We start from the raw sequence: 22,174 nt of genomic DNA, 5'->3' as shown, positions 1-22,174 counted from the left end.
GCTGAGTACCGGAATTCGAGCTCCCGGAAAGTATGATGAACGGACAGGGCTCAGCCGAGGAGGCCGTGATGACGGACAGCCCGCGATCGATCGCCCAACGCGACACGCCGCTTCCCGCCGGTCTGAACGAGGAGCGTTTCGCGGGGTACGGGGTGATGGGCCTGCCGTTCGCCAGCGGGCACTACCTCGCGTTCCGGCATTTCCCGGCGAGCTCGGTCGGGGAAGGGTACGACTCGGTGTGGCATCGCGACCCGGCCGGGAACTGGGTGATCTACAGCAGCGTCCCACCCAGCTCGAGTTGCGCGCGCTACTTCGGCTCGGAACTCGAAGATGCACGGGTGGATGACATTTCAGTCCAGTGGACCGGTCCGCGCGCTTTCACCGTGGAGATACGGCACAAGATCGTGTGGGAACTCGAGCTCGGTCGCTCGGTTGCCACCGCGGCGATGACCGGGATCGGACGCCTCATGCCTGCGGCCTGGTGGCGGAGCGACAAGGTGCTGTCCGCGATGTCGAAGGTGGCGGGACCAGTGCTGCGCGCCGGAAAGGTCGGCCTCACCGGGACGGTGTCGAACGGCCAATGGTTCCGCGCCAATCCACGGATGCTGTGGACCGTCGACGACAGCCGGGCCATGGTCGACGGCGTCGACATCGGTCCGCCTGGACCGCTCGATCATCAAGCGAGACTGGGAGACTTCTGGTTGCCACAGCGCGGCATGTTCGTGGTCGGCGAGTCGTTTTTCGAGCCGTATGAGCCGGAACGCCATCGGCCGACCGAGTGACGGGTGCGCCATCGGCAGAACACAATGGGTTCATGACAGATCTTCCGGACTGGGCGCGCACCCTCGATCTCACTCCTCATCCGGAGGGCGGGTGGTATCGCGAGACGTGGCGCAGCGACATCACCGTCCCCGCCGAAAGTCTGCCCGCCGACTATCCGGGACCGCGGTCGGCAGGCACCGCGATCCTGTTCCTCCTGCTGCCCGATCAGCAGTCGGCGTGGCACACGGTGCGCAGTGCCGAAATCTGGTTCTACCACCGGGGCAGCCCACTGCGCCTCGACCTCGGTGGTGACGGCGGCGAACCCGACGCCCCGGCAGCGCACATTCTCGGACCCGACGTCGCGGCGGGCCAGCAGCCACAGCTACTGGTCCCGCCCCGACACTGGCAGCGCGCCACTCCGGCGGGCGACGAACCGACTCTCGTCAGTTGCGTCGTCGCCCCGGGTTTCGACTTCGAGGATTTTCGGCTGGTCTAGCCGGCGAACGTGTCCGGGTCGCCGCCGAGACGGCCGTCCGGGCGGCTGAGGGAGCCGATCGTGTTGATCTCGTCGGGGGACAATTCGAAGTCGAAAACGTCGATGTTGGCGGCGATGCGCTCAGGGGTCACCGACTTCGGGATCACCACGTTCCCGATCTGAATATGCCAGCGGAGAATCACCTGCGCTGTCGACTTACCGTGTGCCGCCGCGATTGCGGTGATCGACTCGTCCTCGAGGATGGTGCCCTGTCCGAGGGGGCTCCACGCTTCGGTCGCGATTCCCTTCCCGGTGTGGAAAGCCCGCAACTCGGCTTGGTTGAATCGAGGATGAAGTTCCACCTGGTTGAGAACCGGCACCTCACCGGTCTCGGCGATCAGGCGCTCGAGGGTGGCCGGCGTGAAGTTGGAAACGCCGATCGAACGGGCGCGCCCTTCGGCCTTGATCTTCTGGAAAGCCTTGAAGGTCTCGACGTATCGATCCGCCGACGGCACCGGCCAGTGGATGAGGTAGAGGTCCACATACTCGAGGCCCAGCCGGCCGAGGCTCGCGTCGAAAGCGCGGAGCGTGGAGTCGTAGCCCTGATCGTCGTTCCACAGCTTGGTCGTGACGAACAATTCGTCCCGAGCGATGCCCGAGTCGGCCAGCGCACGGCCCACCCCGGCCTCGTTCTCGTAGATGCGCGCCGTGTCGATGCTGCGGTACCCCGCCTTCAGCGCCTCGGTGACCGCGCCGTAGCTCTCGTCGTCGGGTACCTGCCAGACACCGAAGCCCAGCGCAGGAATGCTGTTCCCGTCGCTCAGCGTGACCGTAGGTACAGGTACAGGACTCTGTGCAGTGTTGAAACCCATAGGTGAATCCAACCGAACACCCGACGAGGATGTTCCTCAGTCTCAGGATGTGGACGTCGCGTGTCGTCCGGTGGGGAGCGGGTAATCGGTCGGCAGTGGTGTGTTCAGGTGGGGACGCACCCATCGGAAGGGGCGAGCATGGGCCTCGGGTACGAACTGGCCTATCGGTTCAAGATCACACCCTGGGTAAAAGCGGGCCGAATCTTCGGCGATCAGATCGAAGGTCTGCTCGACCCGTGCGACACCCCACCGGGCAAAGTCCTCGACGTCGGCTGCGGGACGGGCGACCATGCCATCGAAATGGCCAGGCGAGGCTGGGACGTGACCGGAATCGACACCGTCCAGCTCGCGCTGGACAAGGCACGCTCCAAGGCGCGGAAGGCGGGCGTCGACGCGCGATTTCTCCGTGCGGACGCCACCGATCTCGAGCACACCGTCGGCCGCGGCTACCACCTCGTCCTCGACGTCGGGTGCTACCACGGCATGAGCGACGCCCACCGCATCGCGTACGCAGAAAACGTCACCACCGTCACCGAACCGGGAGCCACTCTCCTGATGTTCGCATTCGGCCCGGGTCACCGCGGACCCCTCCCCCGCGGTGCCTCCCGTTCCAACGTCGAGCGCACCTTCGAGGCGTGGAAGCTGACTTCCGACGTGGACGCCGACACCACGGGCATGCCCGGGCCGCTGAAGAAGGCCGACCCCCGCTGGTTCCGCCTCGTCAAGCGCTGACCCCTGTGCGCACTTGTCCACCGCCCGCGGTGCACAAGTGCGCACAGGGGATAATGCCCAGGTGACTGCAACACTGCGCATCAGCGGACTGTCGGCTTCGCGGGGTGAGCGGACACTGTTCTCCGGCCTCGACCTGACTGTCGCCCCCGGCGACGTCACCGGCCTGGTCGGCGCCAACGGCGCAGGCAAATCCACCCTCCTCACCGCTCTGGCCGGCGTCGGATCGGCCGACGTCGAGGGCAGCATCATCCTCAGCCCACCCGACGCCGCGGTCGGCTACCTCGCTCAGGAGCCCGAGCGTGTGCCAGGTGAGACAGTTCTCGATTTCCTGGGACGGCGCACCGGCGTCACCGTGGCCGAGGACGCGATGAACGCCGCAGCCGAAACCCTGGGCGAGTCGGAGGAGGATCTCTACTCCCCCGCTCTCGAACGGTGGCTGGCGCTGGGCGGAGCCGATCTCGCCGAACGTGCCGAGAAGGTGGTCGCCGAGCTGGGGCTCGGGGTGCCGCTGACCGCCCCGATGACGGCCCTGTCGGGTGGGCAGGCCGCGCGGGCAGGGCTGGCGTCGCTGCTGCTGTCCCGCTACGACGTCCTTCTCCTGGACGAGCCGACCAACGACCTCGATCTCCTCGGGCTCGAACAGCTCGAGCGTTTCGTCGCGGACAGCAGGGCAGCGATGGTGGTGGTAAGCCACGATCGCGAATTCCTTGCACGCACGGTGACCGGCATCGTCGAGCTCGACCTGGTTCAGCAGCAGATCGCCGTGTACGACGGCGGCTACGAGTCGTATCTCGCGGAGCGCGAGATCGCCAGACGGCATGCCCGCGAGGCCTACGACGAGTACGCGGGCACCCGTTCGGAGCTGGAAGACCGCGCGCTGATGCAGCGCAACTGGATGGAGCACGGCGTCCGCAACGCGCGGCGGAAAGCGAAGGACAACGACAAGATCGGAAAGGGCCTGCGTACCGAGTCGACCGAGAAGCAGGCCGCGAAGGCCCGTCAGACCCAGCGCCGAATCGAGCGACTCGACGTGGTCGAGGAACCCCGCAAGGAGTGGGAACTGCGCATGGAGATCGCTGCTGCCCCGCGCAGCGGGTCCGTGGTCGCTACGGCGAATGGTGCCACGATCACCCAGGGCGTCGGCGACTTCGCGTTCGGGCCCGTGACCACCCAGGTCGACTGGGGTGATCGCATCCTCATCACCGGCGCCAACGGTTCCGGCAAGACGACGCTGCTGAAGGTACTGCTGGGCAAGCTCGTTCCGGATGCGGGTAGCGCGTCGCTCGGCTCGGGTGTGGCGATCGGCGAGATCGACCAGGCGCGCGGCCTGTTCGAAGGCGCGGAAAAGGTGTCCGACGCGTTCGCCGCCCAGGTGCCGGACTGGGCAGACGCCGACGTGCGAACACTGCTCGCGAAATTCGGATTGAAGGGCCACCACGTATTGCGTCCCGCGTCGTCGCTGTCCCCCGGCGAGCGCACCCGGGCGGCACTCGCGTTGTTGCAGGCCCGCGGAGTCAATCTCCTGGTGCTCGACGAGCCGACAAACCATCTCGACCTTCCGGCGATCGAGCAACTCGAGCAGGCGATGGAAAATTTCGACGGCACCCTGCTGCTCGTCACCCACGACCGCCGGATGCTGGAGACGACCCGCAGCACCCGCCGGTGGCGGATGGATGCGGGCCGGCTGTTCGAGGAGTAGGTCAGTCGCCCTCGGCCATGGGAGGCAGGGCTTTGACGAACGGCGGGTCGTAGTCGACCTTGCCCAGCTTCGCCGCACCTCCCGGCGACCCCAGGTCGTCGAAGAAGTCGGCGTTCGCCTTCGTGTATTCCACCCACTGATCGGGGACATCGTCCTCGTAGAAGATGGCTTCGACGGGGCACACGGGCTCACAGGCTCCGCAGTCGACGCATTCGTCGGGGTGGATGTAGAGCATCCGACCACCCTCGTAGATGCAGTCGACCGGGCACTCTTCGATGCATGCCTTGTCCAGAACGTCGACACAGGGCTCGGCGATGGTATACGTCACGTCAGTAATCCTGGCCTTTCCTGCCGTCCGGCGCGAATCGCCTCCACTCTGCCACTCAATTGCCCGTGGTCAACCGAAGTCGACTTCGGCGCGCCAATCGTTGCCCCCAATTGACAAATCGTTGGGTTTTCACAACACTTATTTGTGTGAGTCCAGTTCGCCGGGGGGAGTCTCTTCCCATCTACAACCGCATCGGGGTGCTTCGCGCCGAGCGAGGGATGAGCCGGGCACAGCTGGCGGGCCTCATCGACGTCAATCCGCAAACCGTCGGCGCGCTGGAACGGGGCGACCACTACCCCAGCCTGGACCTCGCCTTCCGCATCGCGTGGGTGTTCGAGCTACCCGTGGAGGCGATCTTCTCCCGGACCGAATTCGGTCCACTGTCCACCGAGCTCTACCGCAACACCCGTCCGGCGCGCGAAACAGGAAGCGAGAGGAGTTCCGATGCCTGACACGACTCTGCCTGATACGACTCTGCCTGACACGACTCTGTTGGAGCGGTACCAGGGTTTCCGTACCCGAAGATTTTTGCAGAACGAAGCCCGTTATCGGACGTGGCTGCCGGGGTGGCGGACACAGCGCCGCCGGCGGCTACTCGTCGTGCTCCTTGCGCTCACATTCGTGTTCATGGTCGCCGTGGGGATCGTGTGCCACTTCGACATGGTCGTGGGACCACTACTGTGGCTTCCCGCCTGCCTCTTCTTCTTCCCACTGTGGACGACGTTGCAGATAGTCTCCGGACGGCAGGGTGACGCACCCCGTGATGCACTCGACGAGTGGGAGATCCAGCAGCGGAACAGCGCCCGGTCGATCGGACTCACGGTGACCCAGCTGCTGACGCTCGTTCCCGGGTTGTACCTGATCTTCGTCGGCGCGCAGGACGGCGATCACAGCAACGTGCCGTACGCAGCCGGTCTTTTCGTGGTCACCGCGCTGATGGTCGGCGGATGCACCCCCGCCATGATTCTGGGCTGGACACAACCCGATGCGGAACCGGAAGACCTGACGCCATGACAACTTCTCGCCCTCCGAAATGGGAAGGACCCATGTCTCACACCCTCACGATCGACGGCATCTCCAAACGGTACGGCGACGTCGTCGCACTCGACGACCTCTCGTTCGACGTGCGGCCCGGCGAGATCTTCGGATTCGTCGGCAGCAACGGCGCCGGAAAGACCACCACGATGCGTATCGCCCTCGGCGTTCTGTCCGCCGACTCGGGTGAGGTGCGGCTCGGGAACAAGCCCGTGGACCTCGAGGTGCGACGGACCATCGGTTACATGCCCGAGGAGCGCGGGCTGTACCCGAAGATGAAAGTGGGTGCGCAACTCGCGTATCTCGCGGAGCTGCACGGTCTCACGCGCGCGGCTGCCCGCGAGTCGGTAGGCCGGTGGACCGAACGCCTCGGCATCTCGGACCGCACCGGTGACACCGTGGATGCACTCTCGCTGGGTAATCAGCAACGAGTCCAGCTCGCGGCAGCGCTGGTCCACGATCCGGCGGTCCTGGTGCTCGACGAACCGTTCTCCGGGCTCGATCCCGTCGCCGTGGACGTCATGAGCGAGGTGTTGCTGGAGAAGGCGCGAACCGGTGTCCCGGTGATCTTTTCGAGCCATCAGCTCGAACTGGTGCAGCGCCTGTGTAACCGGGTGGGCATCATCGCGTCCGGGAAGATGCGTGCGGTCGGGACTGTCGAGGAATTACGCGGCGCCGGCAACGTCCAACTCGACGTGCATGCACCGGAAGCTCCCGTCGGGTGGGCGCACCACCTCGATGGCGTGACCACGATCAGCCACGTCGACGGCCGGACCCTGCTGTCGCTCGAACCACACGTGGACGATCAGCTGATACTCCACACAGCGTTGAAAACCGGCCCGGTGCACGAATTCTCGTTGCATAGGCCGTCCCTCACCGAAATGTTCCGAGAGGTCGTGACGGCATGAGCGCCCCACTGAGTCCTGTCCGCGCCATCGGCTTGGTAGCCCGCCGCGAGTTTCTGACACAGGTCGGCAAGAAGAGCTTCGTCATCAGCAACGTGATCATTCTCCTCGCGATCATCGGCGGTATCGTCGCCTACTCGCTCTTTTCGGGCGGCGGCGACGATCGGGCGAAGATCGGCGTCGTCGGCGACCAGGCCCTCGCACCGGTTCTCGTCGCGACCGGGGACGCCGTAGGCACCCCCGTGGAGGTGACGGCGATCGACAGCGAACAGGCCGGCCGCGAACGCGTCGAGAACGGTGATCTTGACGTGGTCCTCATCCCGGGCGCCGACGGCTCTGCCACTGCGGTCACCGAATCGGAGATCGGCTCCGGCCTACGTGCCGTGATCGACGGCGCCGTGATGCAACGAGCACAGGCCGAAGCACTGACGGCGCAGGGTGTCGATCCCGCTCAACTGGCAGAGGAAGCCGGCAAGGCGGTGGTGACGGTCGACGCCCTGGACCCGCCCGACCCGGAGAAGGGTCAGCGGGTGGCATTGTCGGTTGCCGTGGTGGTGCTGCTCTACATGCAGATCATGATGTTCGGGATGTACGTCGCGATGGGCGTCGTCGAGGAGAAGTCGAGCCGCGTCGTGGAACTGTTGCTGTCGACCCTGCGGCCACTGCAGTTGTTGTGGGGCAAGGTCATCGGTATCGGCGTCGTCGGTCTCCTGCAACTGGCCGCGTACGGGGTGGCCGGCGTGGGCGCAGGCCTCGCCACCGGCACCCTCACCGTGACCGGTACCGCACTGGGGGTCCTGGTGGGCACACTCGGCTGGTTCGTCCTCGGTTTCGCGTTCTTCGCCGTGCTCTACGCCGCTGCAGGGTCGATGGTGTCCCGGCAGGAAGACGTCAACGCCACGGCGTCACCGCTGATGGTCTTGATCGTCATCATGTTCTTCAGCGCGTTCTCCTCGGTGAGCGACCCCGACGGCACAGTGAGCAACGTACTCAGCTGGATCCCGCCGTTCTCCGCGATCCTGATGCCGTTGCGGATCGCGGCCGGCGTGGCATCACCCACGCAGGTCGTGGCAACCGTGGCACTGATGCTCGCCGTGACTGCCGCGCTGAGTGTGCTGGCCGCCAAGATCTACCAGCGCTCGATCCTGCGTATCGGCAAGGTCGTGTCGTGGAAAGAGGCACTGGGACGCTAGTGTCGCGCATCTCCCGGGAACACCCGTCGCACGGTTGAGGTCCGGAGCGCCGGGTATCCAGGGTCATGACCACAGAACACCTGTCGCGCCATCGTGTGCCGCGGGCGAAGGAACACCCCACCGTTCGGAAGGTCGCGAACCGCGAAGCCCAACTGATAGGAACGCTGGGGCGGGTGGTGTCCCTGCTCTCGGCCGCCGAAGTGCCATTCGCGGTGGGCGGGGACTGCGCGGTGTACGCCCGCGGCGGACCGCCGGCCGAGCACCCGGTGACCATCATCGCCTCGGACACTCACCTGGCCGGGGCAAGGGCTGCGCTGGCGACGGGCGGGATGCGGCCACTCGTTTCCCCCCGGCTCGGGTCACGCCTGCTGGTCGACGGCGATCACCGGATCACCCTGCTGTATCCGTCCCGCACCACCGGGACCGGACACGGACTCCTCGAACGGGCCGAGACGATGCGAATCGGGCAGATCTGGGCACCGGTCCTCAGCGCAACCGATCTGATGATCGACGAACTTCGTCAGCTCGATGCTCATCGGTGGAACTTCGTGCCGATGCTGCCGGTCGCCCGCGCACTACGCGAACAAGTCGACTGGACCACTGTCGCGGCGGTCACCGCTGACCTCCCCCGAGCCCGGGCATTCTTGGGGCTGCTCGACGACCTGGCGGTCACACCACCGGTGGCAGAGCGGACCTGAACCGAAAGATCGCCCGGGCCGTTCGGGCTCAGCGTTAGGCGCCCGCCAGCGTGGTGTTCAGGGTCTTGCTCGGCCGCATCACGGCGACCGTCTTGTCGCTGTCCGGCTTGTAGTAGCCGCCGATGTCGACCGCTTCGCCCTGAACCTCGATGAGTTCCCGCACGATGGTGTCCTCGTTTTCGGCCAGCCCCTCCGCAAGCGGGGCGAAGTGCTGTGCCAGTTCCTCGTCCTCGGTCTGCGCGGCGAGTTCCTGCGCCCAATACATCGCGAGGTAGAACTGGCTGCCCCGGTTGTCGAGCTCGCCCGTCTTGCGCGACGGGCTCTTGTTCGTGTCCAGGAGCCGGCCGGTGGCTGCGTCGAGCGTCGTGGCCAGGATCTTGGCCCGATCGTTGCCGGTCTTGATCCCGAGGTCCTCCAGGCTGACGGCCAAGGCAAGGAACTCCCCGAGCGAATCCCAGCGCAGGTGGTTCTCCTCCACCAACTGCTTGACGTGCTTGGGCGCCGACCCGCCGGCGCCCGTCTCGTACAAGCCGCCGCCGGCCATCAGCGGCACGATCGACAGCATCTTGGCGCTCGTGCCGAGTTCCAGGATCGGGAAGAGGTCGGTGAGATAGTCGCGCAGGATGTTGCCGGTCGCGGCGATGGTGTCCATCCCGCGGATGAGCCGCTCCAGCGTGTACCGCATCGAGCGCACCTGCGACATGATGTGGATGTCGAGGCCCTCGGTGTCATGATCCTGCAGGTACAGCTCGACCTTCTTGATCAGCTCGTTCTCGTGCGGACGGTACGGGTCGAGCCAGAACAGGACCGGCATGCCGGAGTTGCGTGCCCGGGTGACCGCAAGCTTGACCCAGTCGCGGATAGGCGCGTCCTTGACGGTGCACATGCGCCAGATGTCGCCCGCCTCGACGTGCTGGGTGAGCAGCACCTCACCGGTGTCGACATCGACGAAATTGGCGTCGCCCTCCTCCGGAATCTCGAAGGTCTTGTCGTGCGAGCCGTACTCCTCGGCCTTCTGCGCCATGAGCCCGACGTTGGGGACGGTACCCATCGTCGTCGGGTCGAACGCGCCGTTGGTCTTACAGAAGTTGATGATCTCCTGGTAGATGCGCGCGAACGTGGACTCCGGCATCACTGCCTTGACGTCCTTGGGCCGTCCGTCGGCACCGTACATCTTGCCGCCCGAGCGGATCATCGCGGGCATCGAGGCGTCCACGATCACGTCGCTGGGCGAATGGAAGTTCGAGATGCCGCGGGCGGAGTCGACCATGGCCAACTCGGGACGGTGCTCATGACAATCGTGCAGATCCCGACTGATTTCCTCCCGCTGCGTGCTGGGCAGCTTCTCGATCTTGTCGTAGAGGTCGGCGAGGCCGTTGTTGACGTTGACGCCCAGTTCGTCGAACAGCTTCTGATGCTTGGCGAAGGCGTCCTTGTAGAACGTCTTCACCGCATGACCGAAGACGATGGGGTGCGAGACCTTCATCATCGTCGCCTTGACGTGGAGGGAGAACATCACGCCCGTCTTGCGCGCATCCTCCATCTGCTCCTCGTAGAAATCGAGCAAGGCCTTCTTGCTCATGAACATGCTGTCCATGATGTCGCCCTCACCCAGTTCCACCCCGGGCTTGAGAACGATCGTCTCGCCGCCCTTGGTCACCAGCTCCATCTTGACCGTGCGCGGCCGGTCGAGCGTCATCGACTTCTCGCCGTGATAAAAGTCGCCGTGCCGCATGTGCGCCACGTGGCTCCGCGAGGCCATCGACCACTCACCCATGCTGTGCGGGTGCTTGCGGACGTACTCCTTCACCGCCTTGGGTGCGCGGCGATCGGAGTTGCCCTCACGCAGGACAGGGTTGACCGCGCTGCCGAGGATCTTGCCGTAGCGCTGCCGGATCTCACGTTCCTCGTCGGTTTTCGGGGGGTCCGGGAAGTCCGGAATCTGGTAGCCCTTGCCCTGGAGCTCCTTGATGGCGGCCAGGAGCTGCGGCACAGACGCGCTGATGTTGGGCAGCTTGATGATGTTGGTCTCGGGCAGTTGTGTCAGACGACCCAGCTCGGCGAGGTTGTCCGGGACACGCTGCTCTTCGGTCAGACACTCGGGAAACTCGGCCAGGATGCGCGCCGGAACCGAGATGTCGCTGGACTCGACCTCGATGCCCGCGGCCTCGGCAAAGGTCCGCACGATCGGCAGGAAGGCGTAGGTCGCAAGCAACGGCGCCTCGTCGGTCAGCGTGTAGATGATGGTCGACTGTTTATCGGCGCTCATGCTTGTTCTCCCGCGTCAGTTCGGTCCGTTTTCGAAAGGTGCTCGTGGCATCGCGACGAAAACCAGGCTACGTGCGAGATCAATAGAACCATATTCGAGCGCCGGTACCCGGTACTCCGAACTCCGCTTCACTGCGGTTGGTTTCGTCCACCGCTCGACGCACCGGAAACAGACCTACGTCCGATGGCGTGCGCTCTACCCTGAACGTCGTGGCCGCTCTTCACGCGGAGTGGATCAGAATCTGGCGCAACCCCGCGGACACCCTTGCGACCGTCGCGTTCAACGCCGTCCTGATGATCGGGGCCTGGTTCCTGCTGCCGCGGAACTGGTTGTTCGAGTGGACCGGACCGTCGGGTTTCGCCCTGGCCTTGGCCGGCTGGATGTACGCCGATGTCACCGCGACCAACGTGCTGGCACCGGACCGGGAGAAAGTTCTCGCTTCGCTCGACGACCGGGCCGCGCTGCGCAGGATTCTCGGCGCCAAGGCGGTGGCGTTGTGGATGCTGATCGCGCCGCTGTGCGCGACCATCGCGATCGTCGTCGGTTTCGTGGAGCGGGACTGGATGTTCACTGCCGTGGTGGTCGTCGCTGTGGCGTTGTGTCCGTTCGGTCCGCTGGCCGGGTCGAGTCTGGTGGGGGTGTTCTTCCCCTATCATCAGCGGTCCCTGCGGTGGCGGTGGGAGCAACGCGCCCGGTGGCGCACCGTCGTCGTCCGGTGGTTGATCCTGCTGGTGCTTCCCTACGGCGTGTTCCCGGCGTTGTCGGTGGCGGTTGCCGTCGCCCCAGTCGCGCTGTGGCGCTTCGTGCGACCCGCGGATGCGCCTACCCGGATCGACACCGCCACTTTCGCGCCGTGCGTCGTCCTCGCCGTCGTCATCTCCGCGTTGATGTGGGTGGTGACGCGCCGGATCGCCGTGTCGCGGATACAACGGCACGCTCCGCTGGCGGAGTACCTACGCGACTACGAGAGGGGCTGAGGCCGTGCCGTGTCGTGAGCGGGATCCCCCGATAGGGGCTGTTCGTGCCGTGTAGCGTTCGATATGTCGATCGGCGCTGCTCACGTGCGGTCGTGGAACGGGGAACGTCATGGTCGTCCGTCGTAGAAGGCCGGTCGTCCTGGTCGCTGTCACGATGGTCACGTCGCTCACTCTGATGTTCGCCGGCTGCGCATCCGAGACGGCCACCGTGGGTCGTGGCAATTCCGGGCCGGACGGCACGCCCGTCGCGTACCAGGAGCCGGTGAAGCTGACGAGCGACGGCGGGGTCCTCGAAGTGCGGCTCTCGGCCCGCCAGGGCACCGTCGACCTCGACACCGCCTCGGCGCCGGTATCGAATTTTCTGCTCTTCGGGTACGAGGTTCTCCGAGGCAAGGCCTCCGACGGTTCGACGGAGGCCGACGGCGTCTACCCGGCCCCGACACTGCGGGTCGATGCGGGTGAGCGTCTGATCATCCATTACGACAACGACCTGCAGAACCTGACGATCGAAGATTTCTACGATCCCGCCTTCACACCCGCAGGTGGGGACGTACCGATCTACCCACCGGCTCTGACGTCGTCACCGCTCAATCTCCACACCCACGGACTTCATGTCAGTCCGGACGGCAACGCCGACAACGTCCTACTCGACATCCCGGCGGGCAAAGGCAACGTCTACGACTACGCGGTGCCGAAGGACATGCCGAACGGCCTGTACTGGTATCACAGCCACCGCCACACGGTCACGGCGCAGCAGACATATCTCGGGCTCGCGGGACTCCTCGAGATCGGGCGTCCGGACGGCAACCTGCCGCTGGTGACCGAGAACGACATCCCGATCCGGGACATGGCGTTGCAGTACAACTTCGTGTTCGACCGCAAGGGCGGCGGGCATCAGCTGAACGACCCGAACTGGCCGCAGTACGTGAGCACGCTGACGCCTCCCGAAGGCGATCAGCTTGCCGACGGCACCTACTCGCCGAGCCTGGCCCCGGTGAACTTCTCGGAGACGTCGGAGGGCGCCCAGTACATCACCAACTGGTACAGCGGACCGCTGTCACCCGCCAACCACCGGGGACAGAACCAGTTCGTGCCCGGCAACCTGCAGAGTTTCAGCAGCGACACGACGAACATCCCCGCAGATCCGTCCCTGCCGGACAATCAGCGCGATGTGCAGTACACGGTGAACGGCCAGTTCCAGCCGGAACTGAAGCTGAAACCGGGACAGACCGAAATCTGGGTGCTCGCGAACATCAGCGACTTCGCCTACATGCCGCTGCGCCTCACCGAGACGGCGACGGGCAACCACCCGAAATTTGCGGTGGTCGGCCAGGACGGTAATCCCTTCCCGCAGGTCGAGAGGCCCGTCGGCGGTGACGGGACCCGGCTCGTCATCCCGCCGGCGTCGCGGTACGCGATTGCGGTGACGATGCCGCAGACCGGCGACCTGGTGCTGGACATGCCGCCCTTGGACAACGCGCAGCCGGTCAGCAATCCCGGTGTCCTGTACACGAACGACGGCACCGAGAACCCGCCCGCCGTTCTGGGCACCGTCACCGTCGATCCGTCGGTCATCAGCTACGCCGACGGGTTCTTCACCTTTCCCACGCAGAAGCTCATCCAGGCCACACCGGACGACGGCCAGGGACGGACCACACCGTTCGAACCCGGGCAGAAACTCGACGCCTACACGTCTTTCGTCGACACGTCGGCGATGACGCCCGACGTGAAACGCACCCTCACCGTCTCGGGCGGTTTCGGCAACGAGAAAGCCAGCAACAGCGACCCCAAGGCATTCACCTACGAGTTCGACGACAACACCTTCCCCAACATTCCCTTGATTCAGCCCCGGCTGAACTCCGTCGAGGAGTGGCTGATCACCAATCTCAACAACGACGAACACCCGATGCACATCCACGTCAACGACTTTCAGGTCACCGAGATCGTGGACCCGGTCGCAGGCACGAGGACAGGGGTGCAGATGTGGGGTGAGGACAACGTCAACGTGCCGGCGCCGGTGACCGACGCGAACGAGAATCCGCTCGTACCGGCCTCGGTGACGCTGCGCACGAAGTTCACCGAGTACATCGGCACCTTCGTCATCCACTGCCATCGCCTCAACCACGAGGACAACGGGCTGATGGCCACCGTCAACGTGATCCCCGAGGTGTCAACGTACGCGGTCGCGGTACCTGGATCACCGGGCAGGGCGGCGACCGTGCAGGTCTACGACGGCAACGGTGACAGGCTCGTCTCGACCGCCACGCCCTTTCCCTCGTTCGAGGGAACGCCGACCGTCGCCATGGCCGACGTCGACGGCGACATGGTGCTCGACCTCGTGGCCGGCACGGGTGCGGGTGTGGCACCCGAGGTGGTGGCTTACGACGGAGCAGACGAGTTCCTCTCCGAGCTCACCCGTTTCGCGCCCTTCGACTCGGAATTCCGCGGTGGTGTCACCGTCGCAGGCGCGGACATCGACGGCAACGCCCTGGCCGACAACATCATCGCCGGCTCCGGTCCCGGAATCGAGTCGGAAGTGAAGATCTTCGGCCTTCCCGGCGAGAAGGGCACGGCACCCGGACTGTTCGGACGCTTCACGCCGTACCCAGGATCGACAGCGGGTGTCACAGTTGCCACCGGCATGGTCGACGCCGTTTCGGGCCGCGACACCATCGTCACCGCGCCCGGTCCGGGTGAAGCACCCCGCGTCAAGACCTTTCGCTACGACCTGTACACCCCGACCGCCGCGGCCGAGGCGAGCGGATCGGCGGACGAGCATGGCGGCCACGCTGCCGGACCTGTGACCACCTCGGACTTCCTGGCCTTCGACGAGGGCTATACCGGTGGCGTCTCCCTGTCGACCGGGTGGGTCGCGGGCGCCGAGGGCGGCGCTCAGAGCATCGTCACCGGCATGCTCGGCGGCGACGGCACGGTTCGCGTCTGGTCGAGCGGTTCACGACTCGACGGCGAACCGGCGATGTATCTCGAAAGTCCCAACCATCATTCGGGGCCCGTCACCTTCACGCAGATCGCCGCCTTCGTGCCGTTCCCGGGCAGCGGCGTGCAGGTGGCCACCACGAGCACCACCACGGGCGCAGATCTCCTCGTCAGTGGCGCCGGACCGGGCGGCGCCGAGGTCCGCAAGTTCGGGCTCGGCAGGGCCGACCCGCAGGCCGGCACCCTCGTGCCGTCCCCACTGGGCGTTCTGCCTCCCCTGCCCGCGCCGAGCGGACCGGTGCCGCTCGGTGGGCGGTAGATCGTCCGTCAGTTGTCGGGTACCACCACGCCGGTGGCGGCATCGACGTTCACGTCGTAGTCCCAGCCCCTGCCGTCTCGAATATGCACGTGCCACACCGTTTTACCGTCCCGCTGCTGTTCCTCGGACGAGGCCACCGTGCCCCCGGGCACCGTAGCCAGAGCCGTCTGCTCCGCCTGCTGCTGGGTGACCGGCTGCGGCGCGGCCGGCACGGTGGGTGTCGTCGCAGTGTCGTCGTTGTCCCGGTCCTGGTCCTCGGATACGACTGTGCCGTTGGCAGCGTCGACGTTCACGTCGTAGTCCCAGCCTCTGCCATCGCGAATATGCACGTGCCACACCGTCTTACCGTCCCGCTTCACCTCTTCGGACGAGACGACCGTGCCTCCGGGCACCGTCGCCAGAGCGATCTGTTCAGCCTGTTGCTTGTCCACCGCCGTCGAGGCCGCCGTCCCGCTGGGCGAGGTGCCGGCGCCAGTCGTGGTTGCCGAATCCGTCGTGGTGGCGGCTGCCGTGGCACTTGCCTGCGAACCGGAGTCGTCAGCGCTGTCCGAGCCACAACCTCCCAGGAGCAGTGCCGATGCCATGGCAAGGGCGGTCAGGCTCGTACCTCGAACGGTTTTCGCGGTCATCATCGATCCTTCCGTTGACGGTGTCGGGGGCGCTGCTGTCAGGGCAGCGTCCAGAACTGGGTGGTCACCAGAAAGAAGACGAGCACCCAGAACACATTGGCGGCTGCGACGAGCGCGATCCCTCTGACGTTGGTCTTCACCCTCGACGCACCCGCCGGGGGCCGCAGCCACCGCCCCAGGAGCGGGTTCACGTAGTGGGGCATCGTCAAGAAACTCATGGTGAAGCTGGACAGCAGATTGCCGACGAGCATTCCGAGCCACAGCGGCATCCGCAACGGCGAGAGCGCAAGCGTGAGCAGCACGACGGTGGGATACAGGCCGACCCAGACAGCGATGGAGGTTTTGGTCTCCGACGGCGGCGGTGCCTCCGTGCCGTTCTCGTCGAACGCGAACCAACTGCCGAAGGAGTTGTCGACGGTGCGTAACTCGAAGTCGGAGAACTCTTCGCCCTCTGCCAGCAGCTCCCGCCGCTTCTTCGAGGTGAGCCAGGTGTCGAGGTGCGCCGCGGTGTCGTAGCGGTACAGCGCGGTCCACTCGTCCTGCACGCCCTCCACGGGACGGAAGAGTTCGCTTCCCCGGAAGCCCTCGAACCTGCTCTCTTCCAGGCACAGTCGCTCCTGCCATTCGAGGAAGGCGGTGACTTTGCCGGGCGCGACGCGATGTGACACCACGACGGTCACGAGCGGGTCGTGGGGTCGGGTGTCCCCGCCGAGGACCTGCTGGGTGGCGGGACCGTCGACGTACCGCTGCCCCGCGTCGAGGTGCTCCTGCCGCGTGGCGCTGTTGATCCAGGCCTGCACGTGAGCGATGGAATCGAAGCGGTAAACCACCACCCAGTCGGGTTGCACGTCGGTCGGTGCGGTGATCTCGGCGCCCAGGAACCCGGCGTAATCCGAGGCGGCGGCATTCATGTCTTCCTGCCACGTCTCGTAGGCCTGCTCGCAACCGGCGCGGACCTTCTGACCGATGATCACCGTCGCGGCGCCGCTGTCGATCCGTTCCGCGCGCATCGCCGCCGCCCTACGCCTGCGCCGTCACAACGCTCGTCGACTCCCCGAGCCGTCGGTAGATGCGCTCGGGTGTCAGTGGCAACTCCCGGTAGCGCACACCGGTCGCGTTGTGCAGGGCATTTGCCAACGCCGGCGCCACCGGGTTGATACAGCACTCCGCCATGCCTTTGGACCGCATCGGGCCGACAGAATCCGTCGAGTCGACCAGCAACACCTCCGTGCGCGGGACGTCGGCGTACGTGGGGATGCGGTAATTCCGCAGGCTCGGGTTGATCATCGTGCCGGTGTGATCGACGTGGTAGTTCTCGGTCAGCGCGAACCCGATGCCCTGGGCCACGCCGCCCTCGATCTGGCCGCGCACCTGGGCCGGGTTGATGACGACGCCGGCGTCGGTGGCATGAACGCTGTAGAGGATGCGGACCTCGCCCGTGATCCGGTGAACGGCGATACGGAAGCCGTGGGTATTCGACACCACGCTGCGCGGCGAGCCGTACGCCTTACGCGCCGCGGTGAAGCGGATGCCGCGTCGGTGTGCCGCATCGAGGAGTTCGCCGAGCGAAACCCGGACGCCACCACAGACGACGCCGTCGTCGTCCATCGAGCACTCGGACAGATCGGCCCGGGTATGTGCGGCCGCGAAGGCCAGGATGCGGTCGCGCAGGGCGTCGGATGCCCGCAGCACGGCGTTGCCGGCGACGAACAGGCCCGCACTCGCGAACGCTCCTGTGTCGAAACCCGTCCGGTCGGTGTCGGACTGCACGAGCCGCACCCGCGCAAGTGTGGTGCCGAGCTGGTTGGCGGCGATCTGCACGTGCGCGGTGGACGTTCCCTCCCCGAATTCGACCGTGCCGATTGCCAATTCGTAGACACAGTCGTCGCCGAGGGTCAGCCACGCCTCCGAGATGTGCTCCGTGGGCGGGGCGGTCTCGTGCACCGAACTGGCGGTACCCGTGCCGATCAGCCAGTGGTCACCGAGTGCCTTTCCGTCCGCACCGCGTGAGAGGGCAGCGTCGACGAGGTCGATGCACTGGCCGAGGCCGTCCTCGGTGAAGGCGACGTCGTCCGGCCGGTCGTCGATAGCCACGAGAGAATCCCCGGGACGCACGATGTTGCGTCTGCGCAGTTCCAGCGGATCGATGTCGAGGGCGACCGCGAGTTCGTGCATCGCGGACTCCACCGCGAACGCCGGCTGAGTCATGCCGTACCCGCGCAGCGCACCACTCGGCACCGTGTTCGTGTAGACGGAGTACGCGTCGAACTTCTTGTTGCGGCACCGGTACATCGAGATGGCGGCTCCGGCCGCGAACAGGGTCTCGCCCCCGTGATTGCCGTAGGCGCCCGTGTTCGACACGTTGCGCACCCCGAACGCGGTGAGCGTGCCGTCGGCCCGCGCTCCCAAGGTTATCGTCAACGTCATCGGGTGCCGCGGCGATGCCGTCGTGAACTCCTCCTCCCGGGTGTACTCGAAGCAGACCGGACGCCCGGTGTCGAGGGCGGCGAGCGCCACCAGGTCCTCGGTGATCACCTCCTGCTTGCCACCGAAACCGCCACCGACACGCTTGCAGAACACACGCAGCTGATCGGGACGCAGGTCGAAGAGATGGGCCAGCTTGACCTTGGCGATGGACGGCGACTGCGAGCTGGTGCGCACGTGCAGCCGGCCGTCCGCCATCCACGCGATCGACCCGTGCGTCTCGAGATGCGCGTGCTGTACGCGCGGGGAGAAGTAGGTGCCCTCGTGGATCACGTCGGCCTCGGCCAGCCCCGCCTCGAGGTCACCGATGTTCCCGTGGAGTTCGAGGAGGATGTTGTGGTCGGGATCCCGTACGAAGGGGTCGTCCGAGCCGTGCAGCCGAGGCGCCCCGTCTGCCATCGCTTCCTCGGGATCGAACACCGCAGGCAGCACGTCGTATTCGACCACCACCTTCCGGCATCCCTCCTCGGCGGCGGCGACGGTGTCGGCGAGTACCGCGACCACCCGCTGCCCGGCGAACCGCACGGTGTCGTCGAGGATGTAGGTGTCGTCGGGGTCGACGAGGTGATCGGTGTGGATTGCCGTGGTGAACCTCTTCCGGGGCACGTCCTGCCACGTGTAGACCCGCAGCACCCCGGGAACGGCGAGCGCCGCGGTCTTGTCGACGGAGACGATGCGCGCATGGGCGTGCGGGGAGTGCAGCACCTTCAGTTGCAGCATGCCCTCGATCTCGGTGTCCATGGTGAACTCGGCGCGGCCCGTCACCACGTCGGTGGCTGCGGGCGCCCCCACACTGGTGCCGACGGCCTTGCCCGGCAGCGCTTCCTCGATCTCGGTGACACCGTTGATCGCGTCTTCGATCGCCCGGTACCCGGTGCAACGGCAGAGGTTACCTTTCAGCGCGCGAGGCAGATCCGCCTTCTGCGCGTCCGTGAACGTCGCCGAGGTCATGATCATGCCGGCAGTGCAGAAACCGCATTGGAAGCCCGGCGCATCGCGGAAGTAGCGCTGCACCGGGTGCAGGTTTTCGGGTGAGCCCAGCCCCTCGATGGTGGTCACCTCGTGGCCGTCGGCCCGGAACGCAGGGGTGATGCAGCTGTGCACAGGGACGCCGTCGAGCCATACCGTGCACGCTCCGCAGTCGCCCGCGTCGCATCCCTTCTTCACACCGTGATGGCCCAGTGCGCGCACGAAGGTGCGCAGGCACTGGCCCGGCTCAGGTTGTTCGTCGAACGTCTTGCCGTTCACGGTGTACGTCATGACAGTTCTCCCGGTGCCAGTTCACTGCGAATCTCTTCGGCGAAGTGTTTCGCCAGGTGACGGCGGTGGTCGGGAGTGCCGTTCGGATCGTCGAACCACACATCGGCGGGTAGGTCGTCGATGCTGCGGCGCAGCGCGTCGGCGTCGGGCATGGAGTCGAACGACAGGCGCACCGGACGGGTGGTGCCCGCAGTCAGGGTGAGAAGCATGTCGTCGGTTCCGGGTGACTGCGTGGCGATCAGGAAGATCGTGGAACGACCCAACTGCGTGAGGGTGAAACGACGGTGGGTGTGACGCTTACGCAAGGCACTCACCGGAATGTCGATGCGCCGCAGGATGTCACCCGGCGCGAGAATGTTCCGGTGATCTCCCGTCACGAAGTCGGCGGCGTCGACGGTGCGTTCGGATCCGTCGGCATTCCAGAGCGTGTAGGTCGCCTCCAGCGCGACGGTCAGCGTGATCATCGGGCCGGCAGGCAGTGACATGCAGATGTTGCCGCCGACTGTCGCCGAATTCCATACCTTGAACGACGCCAGAAACGCCTCGCAACTCGTGGCCAGCAACGGGCCGGCGAGCCAGTCGCCCGACGGCTCCAGCGCATAAAGCTCCCGGATCGTGCACGTGGCACCGATCTCCAGGCCGGCGTCACCGGCCACCAGCGCGTCCCAGCCGAGAGTGGTGATGTCGACGAGGCGGCGGACGTCGGGCTGCGGGACGGAGAACAACCACGTGCCCCCGGCCAGCCAGGCGTCGCCGTCACGCCACGCCTCCCCCGGCCTGTCGGATGGTCGTCGAACGACGTCCGTGACAGTGTGGAGATCCATGGGACTGCTCCCCTCGGGGGAAGTTGTCGTTCTCATGCCCAACCTGCATCGACGTCTTCGACTCTAGACACAGGCCACGGTGTGTCGGCGCTGTTTGCGCTGTTCCCGCCGAATGGACTGCCGTCACCCGCCGTAGCAGGCATCGCTCCCTGCGGACGTACCGCTACTCTCAGGGCCATGGCCGCCAAGATCTCCGCCCACGACGTCCTCGAATTGGTGTTGGATCAGGGCAGTTACGTCTCCTGGGACACCACCCCGGTGGACGTGCGGCCCGACGACAAGTACGGAACGGACCTGATGAAGGCCACCGAGAAGTCGGGCGTCGACGAATCGGTGCTCACCGGAGTCGGCACGGTTCGTGGTCGCCGGGTAGCGGTGATCGCCTGCGAGTTCGCGTTCCTCGCGGGTTCGATCGGAGTGGCGGCGGCCGAACGCATCGTCAGCGCCATCGAGCGGGCCACCCGCGAGGGGCTGCCGCTGCTCGCCTCACCCACGTCCGGGGGCACGCGGATGCAGGAGGGCACCGTCGCCTTCGTGCAGATGGTCAAGATCGCCGCGGCCGTGGCGACCCACAAGGCGGCGCACCTGCCGTATCTGGTGTATCTACGCAATCCCACCACCGGCGGAGTTTTCGCGTCCTGGGGTTCACTCGGGCACATCACCGTGGCCGAACCCGGTGCGCTGGTCGGGTTCCTCGGTCCCCGCGTCTACGCGGCGCTCTACGGCGAGAAGTTCCCCGACGGCGTGCAGACGTCGGAAAACCTGTACCGCAACGGTGTCATCGACGGCGTGGTCCCCGCCAGTCGGCTACGGCTCCTGGTGCATCGCGCCCTGCGCGTGCTGATCGACCCTCCTGCCACACCGACGGTCACCGCCGAGATCCCGGACGTCGAGATTCCCGACGTCCCTGCCTGGCAGTCGGTGATGCTCTCGCGGCGCGCCGACCGTCCCGGTATCCGTCACCTCCTCCGGCACGCGGCCACGGAGCAGGTCCCGCTCAGCGGAACGGGGCAGGGGGAAACCGAGGGCACCGTGTTGTTGTCGCTGGCGCGGTTCCGCGGCGCCCCCTGCGTTCTCCTGGGTCAGGACCGCGCCGGACAGTCCGCGCTCAACACCATGGGACCGGCCGCCCTGCGCGAGGCCCGTCGGGGCATGCGTCTCGCGGAGGAGTTGCAGATACCACTGGTCCTCGTCATCGACACCCTCGGCGCGGCGCTGTCGAAGGAGGCCGAGGAACGCGGACTGGCCCCGGAAATTGCGCGCTGCATCTCCGATCTGGTGACGCTGAAGACTCCGACCGTCTCGGTTCTGCTGGGGCAGGGCACCGGCGGCGGGGCGCTGGCGTTCCTTCCCGCGGACCGTGTCCTCGCCGCACAGAACGGCTGGCTGGCGCCGCTGCCTCCGGAAGGTGCCAGTGCCATCGTCCACCGCGACACCACGCACGCCCCCGAGATGGCGGCCGCACAGGGCATCCGTTCCCTCGACCTGCTGCGCGACGGCGTCATCGACGCGATCATTCCCGAGCGACCCGACGCCGCCGACGAACCCGTCGACTTCTCGAAGCGGGTCGGCGAGGCCATTTCCCGCGAACTGCGCACGCTCACCGCTGCGCCCGACGCCGAGCGATTCGCGGCGCGGCTGGCCCGCTACCGGAACCTCGGCCTGCCGAACGGTTAGCTTGCCGTTGCCACCGAAGATCGGGTCTTCCGTTTCGGCCGCCGAGAGGAATGTTTCCCCGTTACCGTGAGAGGGAATCAGGATCCAACGGTAGTCGGG

19 protein-coding genes are annotated in these 22,174 nt (G+C 66.2%); 12 read left to right on the top strand and 7 right to left on the bottom strand.

Annotation, left to right across the window (positions count from 1 at the left end; genetic code table 11):
- Positions 1-68 precede the first annotated feature (68 nt).
- Together GFS60_RS07020 and GFS60_RS07015 are read left to right on the top strand one after the other, a co-directional pair.
- Complete coding sequence (locus tag GFS60_RS07020; protein WP_159919931.1) at positions 69-782, top strand: hypothetical protein; 714 nt, start codon at positions 69-71, stop codon at positions 780-782.
- 32 nt (positions 783-814) lie between these two features.
- Entirely contained in the window at positions 815-1,258 is a 444-nt protein-coding gene (locus GFS60_RS07015) for a cupin domain-containing protein (protein ID WP_159919929.1), read from the top strand.
- Here the strand turns inward: GFS60_RS07015 and GFS60_RS07010 are convergent.
- Positions 1,255-2,109 carry an aldo/keto reductase gene (locus GFS60_RS07010; protein ID WP_159919927.1) on the bottom strand — a complete coding sequence of 285 codons (855 nt, stop codon included), beginning with the start codon at positions 2,107-2,109 and terminating at the stop codon, positions 1,255-1,257. The two genes, GFS60_RS07015 and GFS60_RS07010, sit on opposite strands and share 4 nt — an antisense overlap.
- Positions 2,110-2,247: 138 nt before the next feature.
- Here GFS60_RS07010 and GFS60_RS07005 point away from each other — a divergent pair, with 138 nt between their 5' ends.
- On the top strand, positions 2,248-2,841 hold the full coding sequence (locus GFS60_RS07005; RefSeq protein ID WP_159919925.1) for a class I SAM-dependent methyltransferase: 594 nt from the start codon (positions 2,248-2,250) through the stop codon (positions 2,839-2,841).
- A 61-nt stretch (positions 2,842-2,902) separates the two neighbouring features.
- Positions 2,903-4,540 carry an ABC-F family ATP-binding cassette domain-containing protein gene (locus GFS60_RS07000; RefSeq protein ID WP_159919923.1) on the top strand — a complete coding sequence of 546 codons (1,638 nt, stop codon included), beginning with the start codon at positions 2,903-2,905 and terminating at the stop codon, positions 4,538-4,540.
- Position 4,541: 1 nt separating this feature from the next.
- Here the strand turns inward: GFS60_RS07000 and fdxA are convergent, their stop codons facing one another.
- A complete protein-coding gene (gene fdxA / locus GFS60_RS06995; RefSeq protein WP_005244047.1) occupies positions 4,542-4,868 on the bottom strand; it encodes a ferredoxin in 327 nt (108 codons plus the stop codon).
- A gap of 146 nt (positions 4,869-5,014) precedes the next feature.
- Here fdxA and GFS60_RS06990 point away from each other — a divergent pair, with 146 nt between their 5' ends.
- The 5 genes from GFS60_RS06990 to GFS60_RS06970 all read left to right on the top strand — a co-directional run bounded on the left by GFS60_RS06990 (position 5,015) and on the right by GFS60_RS06970 (position 8,699).
- On the top strand, positions 5,015-5,320 hold the full coding sequence (locus GFS60_RS06990; protein WP_109327481.1) for a helix-turn-helix transcriptional regulator: 306 nt from the start codon (positions 5,015-5,017) through the stop codon (positions 5,318-5,320).
- Between the two features lie 22 nt (positions 5,321-5,342).
- Positions 5,343-5,882 carry a hypothetical protein gene (locus tag GFS60_RS06985; RefSeq protein ID WP_159926951.1) on the top strand — a complete coding sequence of 180 codons (540 nt, stop codon included), beginning with the start codon at positions 5,343-5,345 and terminating at the stop codon, positions 5,880-5,882.
- 32 nt (positions 5,883-5,914) lie between these two features.
- Entirely contained in the window at positions 5,915-6,811 is an 897-nt protein-coding gene (locus tag GFS60_RS06980) for an ABC transporter ATP-binding protein (protein WP_159919921.1), read from the top strand.
- Positions 6,808-8,001, top strand: a complete 1,194-nt coding sequence (locus GFS60_RS06975) for an ABC transporter permease (RefSeq protein ID WP_159919919.1) — start codon at positions 6,808-6,810, stop codon at positions 7,999-8,001. The genes GFS60_RS06980 and GFS60_RS06975 overlap by 4 nt, the downstream gene beginning before the upstream one ends.
- A 65-nt stretch (positions 8,002-8,066) precedes the next feature.
- Positions 8,067-8,699: a hypothetical protein gene (locus tag GFS60_RS06970; RefSeq protein ID WP_159919917.1), complete on the top strand. Its 633-nt coding sequence runs from the start codon at positions 8,067-8,069 to the stop codon at positions 8,697-8,699.
- Positions 8,700-8,733: 34 nt separating this feature from the next.
- Here GFS60_RS06970 and GFS60_RS06965 read toward each other — a convergent pair whose 3' ends face one another.
- Positions 8,734-10,968: an NADP-dependent isocitrate dehydrogenase gene (locus tag GFS60_RS06965; RefSeq protein WP_159919915.1), complete on the bottom strand. Its 2,235-nt coding sequence runs from the start codon at positions 10,966-10,968 to the stop codon at positions 8,734-8,736.
- Between the two features lie 209 nt (positions 10,969-11,177).
- Between GFS60_RS06965 and GFS60_RS06960 the strand changes: the two genes are divergently transcribed.
- Complete coding sequence (locus GFS60_RS06960; protein ID WP_159919913.1) at positions 11,178-11,945, top strand: hypothetical protein; 768 nt, start codon at positions 11,178-11,180, stop codon at positions 11,943-11,945.
- A 109-nt stretch (positions 11,946-12,054) separates the two neighbouring features.
- Positions 12,055-15,201, top strand: coding sequence for a multicopper oxidase family protein (locus tag GFS60_RS06955; protein WP_159919911.1), 3,147 nt, complete (start codon positions 12,055-12,057; stop codon positions 15,199-15,201).
- Between the two features lie 8 nt (positions 15,202-15,209).
- Here the strand turns inward: GFS60_RS06955 and GFS60_RS06950 are convergent, their stop codons facing one another.
- The 4 genes from GFS60_RS06950 to GFS60_RS06935 are packed head-to-tail and all read right to left on the bottom strand — an operon-like array spanning position 15,210 to position 20,398.
- Positions 15,210-15,830: a PepSY domain-containing protein gene (locus GFS60_RS06950; RefSeq protein WP_159919909.1), complete on the bottom strand. Its 621-nt coding sequence runs from the start codon at positions 15,828-15,830 to the stop codon at positions 15,210-15,212.
- 38 nt (positions 15,831-15,868) lie between these two features.
- Positions 15,869-16,840 carry an antibiotic biosynthesis monooxygenase gene (locus GFS60_RS06945; RefSeq protein ID WP_159919907.1) on the bottom strand — a complete coding sequence of 324 codons (972 nt, stop codon included), beginning with the start codon at positions 16,838-16,840 and terminating at the stop codon, positions 15,869-15,871.
- Positions 16,841-16,850: 10 nt separating this feature from the next.
- Positions 16,851-19,574 carry a molybdopterin-dependent oxidoreductase gene (locus GFS60_RS06940; protein WP_159919905.1) on the bottom strand — a complete coding sequence of 908 codons (2,724 nt, stop codon included), beginning with the start codon at positions 19,572-19,574 and terminating at the stop codon, positions 16,851-16,853.
- Positions 19,571-20,398, bottom strand: a complete 828-nt coding sequence (locus tag GFS60_RS06935) for an FAD binding domain-containing protein (protein ID WP_159919903.1) — start codon at positions 20,396-20,398, stop codon at positions 19,571-19,573. The genes GFS60_RS06940 and GFS60_RS06935 overlap by 4 nt, the downstream gene beginning before the upstream one ends.
- Positions 20,399-20,575: 177 nt before the next feature.
- Here GFS60_RS06935 and GFS60_RS06930 point away from each other — a divergent pair, with 177 nt between their 5' ends.
- Entirely contained in the window at positions 20,576-22,075 is a 1,500-nt protein-coding gene (locus tag GFS60_RS06930) for an acetyl-coenzyme A carboxylase carboxyl transferase subunits beta/alpha (RefSeq protein WP_159919901.1), read from the top strand.
- The last annotated feature ends 99 nt before the right edge of the window (positions 22,076-22,174 follow it).

Source organism: Rhodococcus sp. WAY2, from assembly GCF_009859915.1.
Taxonomy (GTDB): Bacteria; Actinomycetota; Actinomycetes; order Mycobacteriales; family Mycobacteriaceae; genus Rhodococcus_F; species Rhodococcus_F oxybenzonivorans.
This window is presented reverse-complemented; position numbering and strand designations above follow the sequence as displayed.